A 14,246-nucleotide genomic window follows, 5' to 3' on the forward strand; every position below is an offset into this window, starting at 1 on the left:
TTATAAATTACTCGGTTAAATGCCACTGTCGATTCAGGGCTAAACCCCGTATAATGCTGCCCTTTCATTAATTTAGCGACTTTTGGGTCTATTGGCTATGCAATCACTTCAATCGTTACAACCTCGTATTTCTGTCGCACCTATGATGGACTGGACTACAAAGGACTACCGATTCTTTGCACGCTTGTTTAACCCAAACGTTGTGCTCTATACAGAAATGGTGACTACAGGCGCGATTCTCTTTGGCGATGCAAAACGTCATTTAGACTATAGTGCTCAAGAACACCCGATCGTATTGCAACTTGGCGGATCAAACCCACAAGAGCTTGCAACCTGCACAAAAATGGCCGAAGACTGGGGTTACGATGAAGTCAACCTCAACGTAGGCTGCCCAAGTGACCGCGTACAGAACAATAAAATCGGTGCATGTTTAATGGCAGAGCCAGACTTGGTTGCTGAATGCATTCACAATATGCAAAAAGCAGTAAAGATTCCTGTAACAGTAAAGCACCGTATCGGTATTGATGACATGCAATCTTACGAAGAAATGCTAAATTTCGTAGATACTGTCGCTGCAACAGGTTGTACTTATTTTATTGTGCATGCCCGTATTGCTATTTTGAAAGGTTTGTCTCCAAAAGAAAACCGAGAAGTCCCTCCTTTACGCTACGAAGATGTATACCGCTTAAAGCAAGAACGCCCCCATCTGACTATTGAAATTAACGGCGGAATTAAAACCTTTGCCGAAACTCAAGCTCATTTACAGCACGTTGATGGTGTCATGATTGGCCGTGAAGCCTACCATAACCCTTACCTACTTGCTGAGCTCGGCCAACTTTGGAATTTAGAAGCACCAGATCGATTCGATATTATGGAACAAATGCTACCTTATATTGAGCAACGCATGGCTGAAGGTGCTCCCCTTTCAATCATTACACGTCATATTTTAGGTTTATTCCAAAACTTACCGGGTGCTCGTAAATGGCGTCAGGCGCTAAGTGGCGGAAACGCAAAAACTTTAGCTGATGTTGAAAATGCAATTCAGAACATGCGAGCAGCTATGATTCGCACTGAAGAGTATGTAAAAGAGCAGCAGGTTTAAGTTGACAACGACTTCTTAAATTGTAAGAAAATGTGGCATTTTAAATCAGAGACTTAGATTTTGAGTATATTCGCAAATGTTGGAAAAAAATATTCAAATTTAAGCTCTGATTAGTTATTTATTTACAATGATATCAATAATTTAAATTTCACTATTTTTGACCACTTCTTTTGATAAGTATATTTTCGCTCCAAGGCAGGCACCTCTGGAAAAAAGATACGTTATTACATAACATACACAAAACTTTTAAGATACGCCTATTAGTATCTCTGAACGCCACAGGTAGGTGGTGATTTTTTTAATATGGATATGGGTAGCACGGTAGAGATTTCACGATGATTATTTATGACGGACAAGTAGCTGATAATTACATGTATCAGGATTCAAATCAGGCAGCCATTGTTGTATCGCACAGTGCACCAAGCCTCCCTTATCCTTTCACCATGAAACCCAATAATCATCAAACTCAAACTTCAACCAACCCACCGATCGATGTAGAAAAGTTTGTAGAAAAATTAGAAAGCGTAACTTCTAGACGCAGTAAAGCTAGATGCGCACGTAGTATCCGTCTTGCACTCGAATCTGCTGGTGCTAATGTTGAAAACCACCCAATCGCAGCTTCAGATTGGGGCGATACCCTCAAAAAGATTGGCTATAAACAAATTGATCCAGCCTTCGACGAACCTCAAGAAGGTGACATTTACATCATTCACAGAACCCGCAACCACGTTTATGGACACATCGCAGGATACACCGGAAGTGAATGGGTCTCTGACTTCAAACAAAATAGCTATGACGTCTATAAAGATGACAGCGTAACGTATACCTATTATCGACTAGGGCAGTCTACCTAAGAACTAGATGTTCAATTGCTTTAATTGTTTCAAACAACTGATCAAACGAGTGTTTTAAACCCAGCTTGGCTTCTTTTTTGCTTTATTTTCATATTGTAATTATCAAAAATAATGATGGAACTTTATGAAAAGAATACTGCTGAGCTTTTACTTACTGACATCGTTTAGCATGACTTATGCCGCCTCTGATACAAACATTATAGAGGTTTTTAAAAAAGTACCCGAAAAACGGATTTACCAACCTCAATATTTATTAAAAGGGACGACTCCTCAAGCTCGAATCCATGTGATACGAAAACAATATTTAAATGGAATATTAGACTGTCCTTCTGTGATTTATCACGACAAGAAGAAAATTCTATCTTTGCACTCATTTGAAGAAGCAATATTTTATCTAGAGCCGGATCGTTACTATATTCGCTATGAGGTTAACAATAGTGGTTGTATCAATTTAGAATTCTACCAGCATAAACATCCCAAAATGGACATCCTATCTCAGGAACGTCAATTACAAGGTGATACGGAATATACATTTTCTATTAGTGAACATATTGGGCCACAATAATTATTTCAGCTCACACTTCCAGCAGATGGTAGATCTGCTCAACATAAGGTTGAATCAGATCACTCTGGTTAGTTCTGTAAGCTAAAACCACTTCAGATAAAAGATTCTTATTTTCTAGAGGAATCAACTTTACATTTTGGGGTAATATTTGCTCAAACTCTTGGGGAACAATGCTAATACCCAAGTTTGCAGCAACTAACTGTAATTGGTTTAGCTTACGTGATTGGATCGTCGCTGCTTTAGGCCAGAAGCCAGCCCCTATACACAAGTTTGAAACTAAATAACTCAAACCTCCCCGCTTAGGATGTGGAGTCGAAACAAAATATTCATCTTTTAAATCTTTTATCTGGATACTTTGTGTTTCTTTAAATTTAGGGTGATCAATATAAACAGCTGCAAATAATGGCTGCTCATATAGTTTCAAGGTCGTTATTTCTTCAAGGGTATGCAGAACTGGCGGTCTAATCAAACCAATATCAATTTCCCCATTCAGTAAAGCCAAAATCTGATGCTCAGATGACAAGGTATTTATCTCAAAATTGATTTGTTGCGTTAAGCTAATTTCTTTTAATATCTGGATCTTTTTATCATCCATAATAATACTGCTCGAATGAGCAATTTTAATCTGACGATTTTTTCCTTCTGCAATATTCTTAGAAACTCCAATGATCTCATTTAAATAATGCATATTATCTTTAATTTTTTTATAGAAGACCTCTCCTGCCGCCGTGAGTTTTACTTTCTTATCAGTACGATCAAATAGCTGAAAATCAATTTCTTCCTCTAATAACTTCATTTGCCGACTTAAAGCAGACTGAGCAATGAATAGTTTCTCTGAAGCCGCGGTAAAGCTCCCTTCTTCAACAATTTTTATAAAATATTGGAATTGTTTTAATGTGAGCATAATCATCTCAAAATTAGATTATTAGGTCTATTTTATATATTAGATTAGATAGATAGCCTTCGCTAGAATTTTATCAAGACTGTTCACTTGATTGAATTATTCATGAAGTATTTAAAAGGGCTCACCATCTTCACCGTTGTTGTTCTAATTTTATGGTGCTTTAAATTTTATGATCAGCAGCTACCCACACAATCCCAGCAAGACAACATAGAGCTGTATGATTAAATAGTTTCTCTCAAAAATAAAAGGCATGCACTCACATAAGCTCATGCCTTTTCAATATTTAAATTAGGCTTTCTTTAAATCAAGCTTTTTCAAAACTTCAGCCACAGCAATCATAGCAAAGCTTGAAGTCACCACTACCGCTGAACCATAGCCACCACAACGTAATCCCGCCGATGGGCAAACATCTGCACTAGAAAATGGGTTATCGATTGAGTAAATACAGGTAATACCAAATTTCTCTTTTGGCTTTTTACAGATGCCTCGAGCACGAAGTTGACTACGTAGCTTCGCTAACATCGGATCTTGTTCTGTTTTTGATAAATCAGCTACGCGGATTTTAAGTGGATCGAGCTTACCACCTGCTCCGCCTGAAACAATCAAAGGAATTTTATTAAAACGACAATGCAGCATTAAAGCCAGTTTAGCTTTAACGTCATCGATGCAGTCCAAAACAATGTCTGGTACAGGGTTTAAAAGCTCTGGGACATTTTCAGGCGTTAAGAAGTCATCAATAATATTTACTTTAATATGTGGATTAATTTGGCGACAACGCTCTGCCATAATCTCAACTTTTTCACAGCCTAATGTTGAGGTCATTGCAGGTAGCTGACGGTTTACATTTGATGCTGCAACCACGTCCATATCGACCAATGTAATTTCGCCAATACCCGTACGTGCTAAAGCTTCTACTGCCCAACTACCGACACCACCAATACCAATCACCATCACATGACTTTTTTCATAGTGCTGGAACGATGAATCACCATAAACTTTGGCTACACCTGCAAAACGGCGGTCATATTCATCTTGTTGGATATCGGTCATTGCTACTCTGTGGGGATATAAAACACGGAGAGTATTTTACTGCTTTTCAGAAGAAAGTGTATTTTAGATCAAAGAAAACTTGAGACTGTAATATTTAAACTCACGACAAGTCTTATGATTATTAATCAAATTATACGGCTTAAGATTTAAACTATTGATTACTAGTGTGGCAGGCGGCATGGATGCCGCTCAGTTGGGCTGCGGTATAAGGACATACCGTCAGCCCGACAAAGGATTTTTGTTACTTTTTATCCTTAAAAAGTAAGGATATGGCTATATACCCAACATTAGCCAAAGCACCCTCATTACAAGGCTATGCAAACTTAGCCAAATTAACCAGCAATCAAATTCCGAAGTACATAATGCAAAATACCACCTGCCTTAAAGTACTCAACCTCATTTAACGTATCAATTCGGCACAATACATTAAAGTGGCTGGCGACTCCATTCGGCCCTTTTACATCAACTTCAAGAATTTGATGAGGCTGAACGCCATCAGACAAACCTCGAATTGATATCACCTCATGACCAGTTAAGTTGAGAGATTGTCGAGTTTGCCCATCAACAAACTGTAATGGCAACACGCCCATACCCACCAAGTTTGAACGATGAATACGTTCAAAACTTTCAGCAATGACTGCTTTTACACCTAACAAGTTCGTTCCTTTGGCAGCCCAGTCACGTGAAGAACCTGTTCCGTATTCTTTACCAGCAATAATCACAAGCGGTGTATGTTCTTGTTGATAACGCATTGCAGCATCATAAATAGCGAGCTTTTCACCACTTGGCACATGAATCGTATTACCACCCTCCTCACCGCCTAACATCTCGTTTTTAATACGAATGTTGGCAAAGGTACCTCGCATCATGACTTCATGATTACCGCGTCGAGAACCATAGGAGTTAAAGTCTTTTGGTTCAACAGCTTGCTCTTGCAAATATCGACCTGCTGGGCTGTCTTTTTTGATATTACCTGCCGGTGAAATATGGTCAGTTGTTACCGAGTCACCAAGCACTGCCAAAATACGTGCCTGTTCAATATTTTTAATTGGTTTGGGAGGCTCACCAATACCTTCAAAGAACGGCGGATGGCGGATATAAGTCGAATCATCCGCCCATTCATAAGTTTTACTTTTCGGAATCTGAATGGATTGCCAGCTTTCATCACCATCAAACACCGCAGCATATTCTTTATGGAACATCTCTGTATTTACTTTCTGTAAGACAGCATCAATTTCTGCCTGACTTGGCCAGATATCTTTTAAATAGACAGGTTGTCCATCTTTACCTTGCCCAATAGGTTGCGTAGTCAAATCGGTACGAATATTACCAACTAAACCATATGCCACTACCAAAGGTGGCGAAGCAAGCCAGTTTGTTTTAACTAATGGATGTACACGTCCTTCAAAGTTACGGTTACCAGAAAGTACTGATGCAACATTCAAGTCATGGCATTGAATTGCATCTTCCACTGGCTCCGGTAGTGGACCTGAGTTACCAATACAAGTTGTACAACCATATCCCACCAAGTTATAGCCCAACTCATCTAAATACGGCGTAAGTCCAGCAGCCAGCAAATAGTCAGTCACGACTTTAGAACCTGGTGCAAGAGAGCTTTTCACCCACGGTTTACGCTGCAAACCTTTTTCAATCGCTTTTTTAGCAAGTAAACCTGCTGCTAGCATTACACTTGGGTTAGAAGTATTGGTACAAGAGGTGATTGCCGAAATAACAACATCACCATGATTTAATGGATAAGTTTTTCCTTCAATCACGCAAGAAGGACTTTCATGTTGGATATTTGCTTTTTTTGCCTCGACAGCAGTACCGCCACCACCTTCATTTTCTAAACGCTCTTTAGCTTCTTTGGCTGGTTTTAAAGTTAACTCCATCAGCGCATTAAAGGTTTTCGGCACCTCTGATAAAAGCACTCGATCTTGTGGACGTTTTGGGCCAGCTAGACTTGCCTGAACAGTACTCATATCAAGACTTAAAGTATCGGTGAAAACAGGTTCATCCCCCGCATTACGCCATAAGCCTTGTGCTTTGCTATACGCTTCGACTAGTTCAATACGATCACTTTGACGACCAGTTAATTTCAAATAACCCAAAGTCACTTCATCAATCGGGAAGAAACCACAAGTCGCACCATACTCTGGTGCCATGTTGGCAATGGTCGCTCGGTCAGCCAGTGGTAAATCGGCTAAACCATCTCCATAGAACTCTACAAATTTCCCCACAACTCCTTTTTGACGGAGCATTTGAGTAATAGTCAGCACCAAATCAGTTGCCGTAATCCCTTCTGGTAGTTTTCCTGTCAATTTAAAACCAATGACTTCAGGAATGAGCATTGAGATAGGTTGGCCCAGCATAGCAGCTTCAGCCTCAATTCCCCCTACACCCCAACCCAATACACCTAAACCATTAATCATGGTGGTATGTGAGTCTGTACCGACTAAAGTATCTGGAAAAGCAAAGGTTTGTCCGTTGTCCTCACCTAACCAAACCGCTTGAGCCAAATATTCTAAATTAACCTGATGACAAATTCCCGTCCCCGGTGGCACTACACTAAAGTTATTAAATGCAGACTGTCCCCAACGTAAAAATTGATATCGCTCACCATTACGCTGCATCTCGATTTGTACGTTTTCTTCGAAAGCTTGATCATCGGCAAAATAGTCGACCATGACAGAGTGATCAATGACTAAGTCTACAGGAGATAAGGGATTAATTTTTTCAGGGTCGCCACCCGCTTGCGCCATCGCTGCTCGCATTGCAGCTAAATCAACAACTGCTGGTACACCCGTAAAATCTTGCATTAAAACCCGTGCAGGTCGATATTGAATTTCTTGATCTGAGGTGCGGGTTTTTAGCCATTCTGCTAAAGCATGGATGTGTTCGGTTTTAACGCTATGCTGATCTTCAAACCGTAATAAGTTTTCCAATAATACTTTTAAAGATTTCGGCAGTTTGGCAATATCCCCTAGCGTTTTCTCTGCTTGGGCTAAGCTAAAAATCTGATAATTGCTGGAACCTACTGTTAGCGTCTGTAAAGCATTAAAACTATTGATATTGCTATACTTAGCCATTGGGTTATCCTCCCACGTCTGGCAATGTTATTTTTCACGTTTTTACATGTTGTTTTCTTACTTTAAGCTTCTTTTTTAATCGCTGTGTTTTGTTTTAGTTACTATTTCTAATCTTTGATTTTTATTACGATAATTTCAATGCAGTAAGAGAGTTTTTCCACAGCAACTTAGCCAAATCTGGCTCTGGCATATTTAAATTTTCAGCCAAACTTTGTAGAACATAATGCAAATTAACAGGGGTATTACGAGTCCGCTGTTCTGTTGAGGTTTGACAGCAAAGCGGTGTCATATCTGGACAATCTGTTTCAATCACCAAGTGCTCTGCACCTATAGCCTGCACAACAGTATGAAGTTTTTTTGCATTCGGATTGGTAATCTGCCCCGTCACACCAATTTTAAAACCTAACTTAATAAGACCCTTTGCCTCTTCTACCCCACCACTAAAGGCATGAGCAATACCACCCAATTTAAATTTTTGAGCTTTTAATATAGCAAGCACATCACCATGCGCTTTTCGAATGTGGAGTAACACTGGTTTTTGGTATTGGGTTGCAAGCTCTAACTGATCTGCAAGATATTGTTTTTGCTTTGCATATACATCTGGCTGCTTATGTTCTTTTAAGAAAGTATCTAAGCCAATTTCACCTACAGCCACGCAGTTTTCTTGCTGCAAGATGTGTTCAAGATGAGTCAGATGCTCTGGTTGATGCTGTTCAATATAAAACGGGTGTAAGCCTGGTGCTAAATAAGAAGTAGGCACATTTTCCCAACTTTTTAACTGATGATGAGTCTGCACCAACTCATCAAAACGTGACTGTAGAAAGCCAATTAAAACCAAAGCATCTACACCCACTTTTTTAGCCTCGAGTGCTAGTTGCTGCCGATCTTCATCAAAATCGGCAACATCAAAATGGGTATGGGTATCGAACAAATGCATTAGCCAGCACTTTTTGCAACTGGTGCCGAAGCTGATTTAGCTTTAGGCTGTGGCAAATATTCTTCTTTCAACACATCTTGCAATTGGTCATAAGGAATGACTAATCGAGGGAGTCCAACCACGTATGGGCCAATTTCATACTCACCGTATTGAAGGATTAAACCTTGCTCACCCAACAAGAAGTTATTAGATAATTTAAATGGCCATGCTTGTTCATAGTCAGCAACATTATCAGCCAATTTAGAATCCGTCACCCATGTCTTAAAGGCTTCATGGGCTAACTTCTCTAAAGCTGCTTTTTGCTGAGGACGTAATAAATCTTCAAGCTTAATTTGCTTTTGCTCTTTTAAATCAAAATTATAATAATGCTGTGCAGCAGAGCCATGAGCCCCACCTAAATAACTACTACTATTAAGCACTACAGTTACAACTTTACCTTGAGCCTGCAAAATCTTAGGTTTAACTAAAAGATTAATCTGATGATTACTACTTAAAGCTTTTAACTCATTATCTAAATCAATAAATGAATTTGCATAGCGTTGCACCTGTGCATCAAAGCTATTTTTTTGCTCTGCACCCGCAACTGCTGAAGCTTCTGCTTTTTGTTCCGCTTGCGTGCCCTTAGCATCAGGTTCAGCAATTTCTAAAATTTGATTTAGTGTACTTAAGATTTGTTGATCTATAATTTTGTCAATAAAAGGAAAATTACTCTGTAAGCGCTCTACCGTAAATTCTGGACAAGTTTTACCATCACAATCAGGTAAAACCACCTTACTAGGAATTGTTTCACCCTTCAAAGTCAACTCTACTGGCTTTTGTTCTTGAACAGTTGATTTCTGCTGCTCTTGAGAATCCTTAGGATCAGCTTTAGGTTGGCATGCTGCCAGAAATATAGCAGAAGCAAGCAAAGTTAATCGCAGTGAAGCTTTAGAAGATAACATCATATTTTGCCTTTTATTCTAAGGAGATTACGCTATGCCTTTCTAAGAAATTAGCGCATATAAATAGAGGTTGCAAATTCTGCTACCATCTTAAAACATTTGTTCATAAACCTCGGGTTGTAATATTTTTTTGGTCTGTTCTTTAGATAAATAAATATCGAGCTGTGGAGCTTCTTTAGTAATCTGGTTTGCCTGATAATGTAAGCCAACCCCTTCACCATCAAAGAACCAATCTGCCTGCCCCCAATATAAAGTTTTTGGTGCTTCTTTCTTTATGTCAGCAGTCTGCTTTTTTAACCAGTCTTGATAGGCCACCTGCACCATTTGATGCACAGTAGTTTGTTGATCTTTTTTCAAAACATCTAACAAAGTTAAGCTCTTATGCAGTTTGCGGTCGGCCACAAAAAAGTAATAACGGTCTTTAATCGTGAGCTCTTCCTGCTTGGTATCAAGTCCTAATTGTAATAAAACATATTGGTTACGCTGCGATGCAATACGTGTATGAAGATGCAATTCGTAAGCCCGATTCTTTGAATATTTATCTTGCCATTCATCAGACTTTTTAACATAAGCATTAATGGCTTGCTGCAAACTTAAGTCTTTTTTCAAATCAATTTGATCTTGAATTACCTTAGCCTGACTTTTCGCGATCCATTCATTTAGCCATGCATCTTGAGTCTTTATTGTTTGAATATCGACATCAATACAATTTTTCTTCTCACAAAATGGCAAAGCATAATCAGCTTTTACTTGTTGTAAGTTTAGAAATGGTAATACTTCCGCTTTCTCTATATTTTGATTTTGGGTAGAAGCCGATTTCATTTGAGAAGATGATGAAGGTTGAAAGCTTTTCCAGACAAAAAGGCAAATAGCTAAAAGTAATATGATTACCGCAACTAAAAGTGCAATAACTGTCTTTCTATTCAAATTCATTTCATCATCCTTTCTTATTTTTCAAAACAAAACAGCTTCTGTTCGAAGCTGTCTGTCAAATCTTAAAGATTAGTGTTCACGCGTGTTACGGAACTGAATATCAGGCCAACGCTCTTGCATAATCTGCAAGTTGACACGACTTGGCGCAAGATAAGTTAAGTGACCGCCACCATCGATAGAAAGCTGATCATGTGCTTTTTTCTTAAATTCATTGAGAATCTTATCATCATCACAATGAATCCAACGAACCGTATTAACACTTACAGGCTCATACACGCAGTCAACTTTATATTCTTCTTTCAGACGGTAAGCAACCACATCAAACTGAAGCACACCAACTGCGCCCACAATCAAGTCATTGCTAATTTGTGGCATAAATACCTGAGTTGCGCCTTCTTCAGACAACTCTTTCAAACCTTTTTGCAATTGTTTTGACTTTAATGGATCTTTCAAACGCACTCGACGGAACATCTCTGGTGCGAAGTGAGGAATACCTGTGAAATGTAGATTTTCACCACTTGTGAAAGTATCACCAATTTGAATTGTGCCGTGGTTATGCAAACCAATAATATCACCTGGCCACGCTTCTTCTAGATGTTCACGCTCACCCGCAAGGAATGTCAATGCATCACTAATACGTACATCTTTACCAATACGTACATGATTCATCTTCAAACCTTTTTCATATTTACCTGAGCAAATACGCATAAAGGCAATACGGTCACGGTGTTTCGGATCCATGTTGGCTTGAATTTTAAAGACGAAACCAGAAAAACCTTCTTCTTTAGCATCGACAACACGCTCTTGTGTTGGATGTGCTTTAGGTTCTGGTGCCCAATTCATAAATGCATCTAACACGTGGTCAACACCAAAGTTACCTAATGCTGTACCAAATAGAACTGGAGTTTGTTTACCTTGTAAAAATAATTCGCGGTCCAAAGGCTCATTCGCCATTTGTACGAGCTCAAGTGACTCTTCAAAAGACGCCCAAGCCAACTCACCTACTTTTTCACGAATATCTGCATGATCATAGCCATCGCGTACTTCAATATCTGTAATAGTTGAACCAAAGCCTGCTTTGTAGACATACAATTTGTTTTCAAGAATATTGTATACACCAGCAAAATCACGCCCCATCCCTAATGGCCATGTAATTGGTACACAGCGAATATTGAGGACATTCTCAATTTCATCCAGCAACTCAAGTGGTTCACGAATCTCACGGTCCATCTTGTTTACAAATGAAATGATCGGAGTGTCACGCATACGACAAACTTCCATCAATTTGATGGTACGTTCTTCGACACCTTTTGCACCATCAATCACCATTAATGCAGAGTCAACTGCAGTTAGGGTACGATAAGTATCTTCAGAGAAGTCTTCATGCCCCGGTGTATCAAGTAAGTTAATAGTGTGACCTTTATAAGGGAACTGCATAACAGAAGTAGTAATGGAAATTCCACGCTCTTTTTCCATTTCCATCCAGTCAGATGTAGCTGCGCGGTCAGATTTACGGCTTTTTACCATCCCTGCAACCTGAATTGCTTTACCCCATAACAGTAATTTCTCTGTCATGGTGGTTTTACCGGCATCGGGGTGGGAAATGATGGCAAATGTGCGGCGTTGAGCAACCTGTGCCGCTAACTCATCTTTAAAACTCATGAAATACACCTACTGCGGAGATTGCAGTGCCAAAGACCTAAAGTCGATCAAAATAAAAATTGGCGTAATTGTAGCAGATTTATAGAACTGTTTAATGATTGTTGATAAGCCATGAGTTATTCACAAACTTTTTAGATCTTTTCTGAGTATGTAGTTTAACTTCTTAGAAATTTTACAATTAAAAAAGCCCACCTGTTTATAGATGGGGCTTAGTTAAGACTTAACAGAATCGTTATGCCAATTTCTTTTCTTCAATGAATTGAACATCTGCAATTTGTGCATCCCAGAACTCATTCCATAAAGCACAGTAATCAATACATAGCTTAGTTAAGCTTTCATAATCATCTTTTGTAATTGCTTGTGCTAATGCAAACCACAAGTCATCTTCATGATCGTCATCAGCAGCCTCAGATGTTTCATCCGTAGATACACCATGTACATGGTAGTAACCACCACCTTCAACATCGATATTTACGAATTTGGTTGCTTGACGTAATGGTGGACTAAAAAGAATGACTTCCTCTTCTGCAACAGCCAATAATGCCACGACATTAATATAACTATCATAAGAAGATTCTAAAAATGATCTAACCTGATCTGCAAATTTTGATGGTTTATAATTACGACGGTCAAGTTCCGTTAAACCATAATCATTAAGTAAATCTTCATATAAAGGATAATGAGCATATTCAGGGTTACCCAGATAGTAATTATCTTTGTCTAAACCAGGGCGAAAGCCAAACTCATCAAGTATATTTAAACTTAATAATACCCGTGGATACATCTTCGCTCCAGAGTGGAGTTTAGGTTCCAATTGTTTTGTTAAAAATTGAGCCTTTAATAGAGCGTCCGTAAAAATTTGTACAATCGCATGACGATATTCTAAATGGATAAGAGTCAAACGTTGTTTATCAAGATATCCACCGTTTAACAGCTCAATAGCAGGATGATTACAAACTGGTAACTCTGCAATTGTTTTTCTTAACTGTTTAAGAAATTGTAAATTTTCATCCCATTGTTTTGCAGGAATACTATTTCTCATCCCCTGCAATGCTTTTTCTCTTGGATTATTAAAGTCTTCAAATTTTTTTAACATAATGATTCTCTGTAAAAAGTTTTTCTTATAGTTAAGTTATAGGCTCTCTCTTTATTACAATTTTGCATTCAATTGCTAAAATAAATTCCGCACACCCATACTTAACAAGTTGATACTATGTGTATTATCTCAACAAATCAACGGATTAATTAATAATATTTAAAAAAGTAAACTATTGCCAATTAAATATATAATATGTTGTTTTTTAAATTAACCAAGCTATTGAATAAATATAATTTTTTAAATACTATAAAATAAGTTTTATTTAAGCTTATACACTTTACAATAGCAAAGTTAATCAAAAAATATCCGCAACGGGGAACCCGATGACAAAAAGAGAAACTATTATAACAACAGCAACATCCCTCTTTAACCAAAAAAGCTATACTTCTATTGGTGTTGATCGCATTATTGCTGAGTCAAATGTTGCAAAAATGACTTTTTATAAATACTTTTCTTCTAAAGAAGCCTTAATTGAAGAATGTCTTTATAAAAGAAATTTAGAGATCCAATATTCAATATTGGAAAAAATAAAGAATACCAACAACCCTTTGATTAAATTAAAAAAGATATTTAATTGGTATATCGATTGGATTAATACAGATGACTTTAATGGCTGCTTATTTAAAAAAGCGACCATCGAAGTCATGCAATTGTACCCTTCTATTAAGCATCAAATTAATGAGTATCGGGAGTGGATTTACTCATTAGTTTTCTCAGCTCTTTCAGAGTTAGAAGTAGAAAACACAAAAATCCTAACAGGGCTCTTTCTTAACATTGTAGATGGAATCATTATTGATGGCACTATAAATAAAGGAAAGATTAATCCAGAACAAACGTGGTCTTATATAAACAAAATTATTGAATTAGAAACAGTTCAAGAGTATGCAAGTATTTAATTTATAAATTAATTAAGTTTTTATATTTTAATAAAGATAGAAGTTTTTTGTTCGGTGGAGTCTACTCTCCAACTCCACCCAAAATCTATTCAACCCCTAAAATTAATATATTTATATTTTATAAAAATTAATATTTTTATTTAGTTCTATCTTCATTAATTCTAATTATTATATAAACTTCACAATATTTTATAATAACCCTTTTAACTCGTTA

At 37.8% G+C, this 14,246-nt stretch carries 13 protein-coding genes; 5 read left to right on the top strand and 8 right to left on the bottom strand.

Annotation, left to right across the window (positions count from 1 at the left end; translation table 11 throughout):
• The first annotated feature begins 97 nt into the window (after window positions 1-97).
• The 3 genes from dusA to RMB06_RS11705 all read left to right on the top strand — a co-directional run bounded on the left by dusA (window position 98) and on the right by RMB06_RS11705 (window position 2,521).
• On the top strand, window positions 98-1,102 hold the full coding sequence (gene dusA / locus RMB06_RS11695) for a tRNA dihydrouridine(20/20a) synthase DusA (protein WP_069141786.1): 1,005 nt from the start codon (window positions 98-100) through the stop codon (window positions 1,100-1,102).
• A 335-nt stretch (window positions 1,103-1,437) separates the two neighbouring features.
• Window positions 1,438-1,956 (top strand): hypothetical protein, encoded by a 519-nt coding sequence (locus RMB06_RS11700; protein ID WP_032005238.1) that lies wholly within the window; start codon window positions 1,438-1,440, stop codon window positions 1,954-1,956.
• A 169-nt stretch (window positions 1,957-2,125) separates the two neighbouring features.
• Window positions 2,126-2,521: a hypothetical protein gene (locus tag RMB06_RS11705; protein WP_311079751.1), complete on the top strand. Its 396-nt coding sequence runs from the start codon at window positions 2,126-2,128 to the stop codon at window positions 2,519-2,521.
• 10 nt (window positions 2,522-2,531) lie between these two features.
• Here RMB06_RS11705 and RMB06_RS11710 read toward each other — a convergent pair whose 3' ends face one another.
• A complete protein-coding gene (locus RMB06_RS11710; protein WP_081320322.1) occupies window positions 2,532-3,431 on the bottom strand; it encodes a LysR family transcriptional regulator in 900 nt (299 codons plus the stop codon).
• A 96-nt stretch (window positions 3,432-3,527) separates the two neighbouring features.
• Between RMB06_RS11710 and RMB06_RS11715 the strand changes: the two genes are divergently transcribed.
• Complete coding sequence (locus RMB06_RS11715) at window positions 3,528-3,650, top strand: hypothetical protein (RefSeq protein WP_081320321.1); 123 nt, start codon at window positions 3,528-3,530, stop codon at window positions 3,648-3,650.
• A 63-nt stretch (window positions 3,651-3,713) separates the two neighbouring features.
• Here RMB06_RS11715 and RMB06_RS11720 read toward each other — a convergent pair whose 3' ends face one another.
• The 7 genes from RMB06_RS11720 to RMB06_RS11750 all read right to left on the bottom strand — a co-directional run bounded on the left by RMB06_RS11720 (window position 3,714) and on the right by RMB06_RS11750 (window position 13,133).
• The gene (locus RMB06_RS11720; protein WP_068565093.1) at window positions 3,714-4,475 is read right to left on the bottom strand and encodes a ThiF family adenylyltransferase; all 762 of its coding nucleotides are present in this window, start codon (window positions 4,473-4,475) and stop codon (window positions 3,714-3,716) included.
• 332 nt (window positions 4,476-4,807) lie between these two features.
• Window positions 4,808-7,564, bottom strand: coding sequence for an aconitate hydratase AcnA (gene acnA, locus RMB06_RS11725; protein WP_311079604.1), 2,757 nt, complete (start codon window positions 7,562-7,564; stop codon window positions 4,808-4,810).
• 124 nt (window positions 7,565-7,688) lie between these two features.
• Window positions 7,689-8,501: a TatD family hydrolase gene (locus RMB06_RS11730; RefSeq protein ID WP_069141781.1), complete on the bottom strand. Its 813-nt coding sequence runs from the start codon at window positions 8,499-8,501 to the stop codon at window positions 7,689-7,691.
• Complete coding sequence (locus RMB06_RS11735; RefSeq protein ID WP_081320320.1) at window positions 8,501-9,442, bottom strand: RsiV family protein; 942 nt, start codon at window positions 9,440-9,442, stop codon at window positions 8,501-8,503. The genes RMB06_RS11730 and RMB06_RS11735 overlap by 1 nt, the downstream gene beginning before the upstream one ends.
• Window positions 9,443-9,532: 90 nt before the next feature.
• Window positions 9,533-10,375, bottom strand: a complete 843-nt coding sequence (locus tag RMB06_RS11740) for a hypothetical protein (RefSeq protein WP_005066206.1) — start codon at window positions 10,373-10,375, stop codon at window positions 9,533-9,535.
• A gap of 69 nt (window positions 10,376-10,444) precedes the next feature.
• Window positions 10,445-12,037, bottom strand: coding sequence for a peptide chain release factor 3 (locus tag RMB06_RS11745; RefSeq protein WP_005066204.1), 1,593 nt, complete (start codon window positions 12,035-12,037; stop codon window positions 10,445-10,447).
• 232 nt (window positions 12,038-12,269) lie between these two features.
• Complete coding sequence (locus RMB06_RS11750) at window positions 12,270-13,133, bottom strand: hypothetical protein (RefSeq protein ID WP_019767990.1); 864 nt, start codon at window positions 13,131-13,133, stop codon at window positions 12,270-12,272.
• 326 nt (window positions 13,134-13,459) lie between these two features.
• Here RMB06_RS11750 and RMB06_RS11755 point away from each other — a divergent pair, with 326 nt between their 5' ends.
• Window positions 13,460-14,032: a TetR/AcrR family transcriptional regulator gene (locus tag RMB06_RS11755; protein ID WP_311079605.1), complete on the top strand. Its 573-nt coding sequence runs from the start codon at window positions 13,460-13,462 to the stop codon at window positions 14,030-14,032.
• Window positions 14,033-14,246: the final 214 nt, after the last annotated feature.

It is taken from the genome of Acinetobacter sp. V104_13 (assembly GCF_031798995.1).
In the GTDB taxonomy this organism is placed as follows: Bacteria; Pseudomonadota; Gammaproteobacteria; order Pseudomonadales; family Moraxellaceae; genus Acinetobacter; species Acinetobacter pittii.

Excerpts from the sequence above, each read along its gene's own strand:
- RMB06_RS11700 (WP_032005238.1), top strand. The coding sequence starts at position 1,438 with ATGATTATTTATGACGGACAAGTAGCTGATAATTACATGTATCAGGAT.
- RMB06_RS11745 (WP_005066204.1), bottom strand. The coding sequence starts at position 12,037 with ATGAGTTTTAAAGATGAGTTAGCGGCACAGGTTGCTCAACGCCGCACA.
- RMB06_RS11755 (WP_311079605.1), top strand. The coding sequence starts at position 13,460 with ATGACAAAAAGAGAAACTATTATAACAACAGCAACATCCCTCTTTAAC.
- RMB06_RS11710 (WP_081320322.1), bottom strand. The coding sequence starts at position 3,431 with ATGATTATGCTCACATTAAAACAATTCCAATATTTTATAAAAATTGTT.
- RMB06_RS11740 (WP_005066206.1), bottom strand. The coding sequence starts at position 10,375 with ATGAATTTGAATAGAAAGACAGTTATTGCACTTTTAGTTGCGGTAATC.
- acnA (WP_311079604.1), bottom strand. The coding sequence starts at position 7,564 with ATGGCTAAGTATAGCAATATCAATAGTTTTAATGCTTTACAGACGCTA.
- RMB06_RS11715 (WP_081320321.1), top strand. The coding sequence starts at position 3,528 with ATGAAGTATTTAAAAGGGCTCACCATCTTCACCGTTGTTGTTCTAATT.
- RMB06_RS11750 (WP_019767990.1), bottom strand. The coding sequence starts at position 13,133 with ATGTTAAAAAAATTTGAAGACTTTAATAATCCAAGAGAAAAAGCATTG.
- dusA (WP_069141786.1), top strand. The coding sequence starts at position 98 with ATGCAATCACTTCAATCGTTACAACCTCGTATTTCTGTCGCACCTATG.
- RMB06_RS11735 (WP_081320320.1), bottom strand. The coding sequence starts at position 9,442 with ATGTTATCTTCTAAAGCTTCACTGCGATTAACTTTGCTTGCTTCTGCT.
- RMB06_RS11720 (WP_068565093.1), bottom strand. The coding sequence starts at position 4,475 with ATGACCGATATCCAACAAGATGAATATGACCGCCGTTTTGCAGGTGTA.
- RMB06_RS11730 (WP_069141781.1), bottom strand. The coding sequence starts at position 8,501 with ATGCATTTGTTCGATACCCATACCCATTTTGATGTTGCCGATTTTGAT.
- RMB06_RS11705 (WP_311079751.1), top strand. The coding sequence starts at position 2,126 with ATGACTTATGCCGCCTCTGATACAAACATTATAGAGGTTTTTAAAAAA.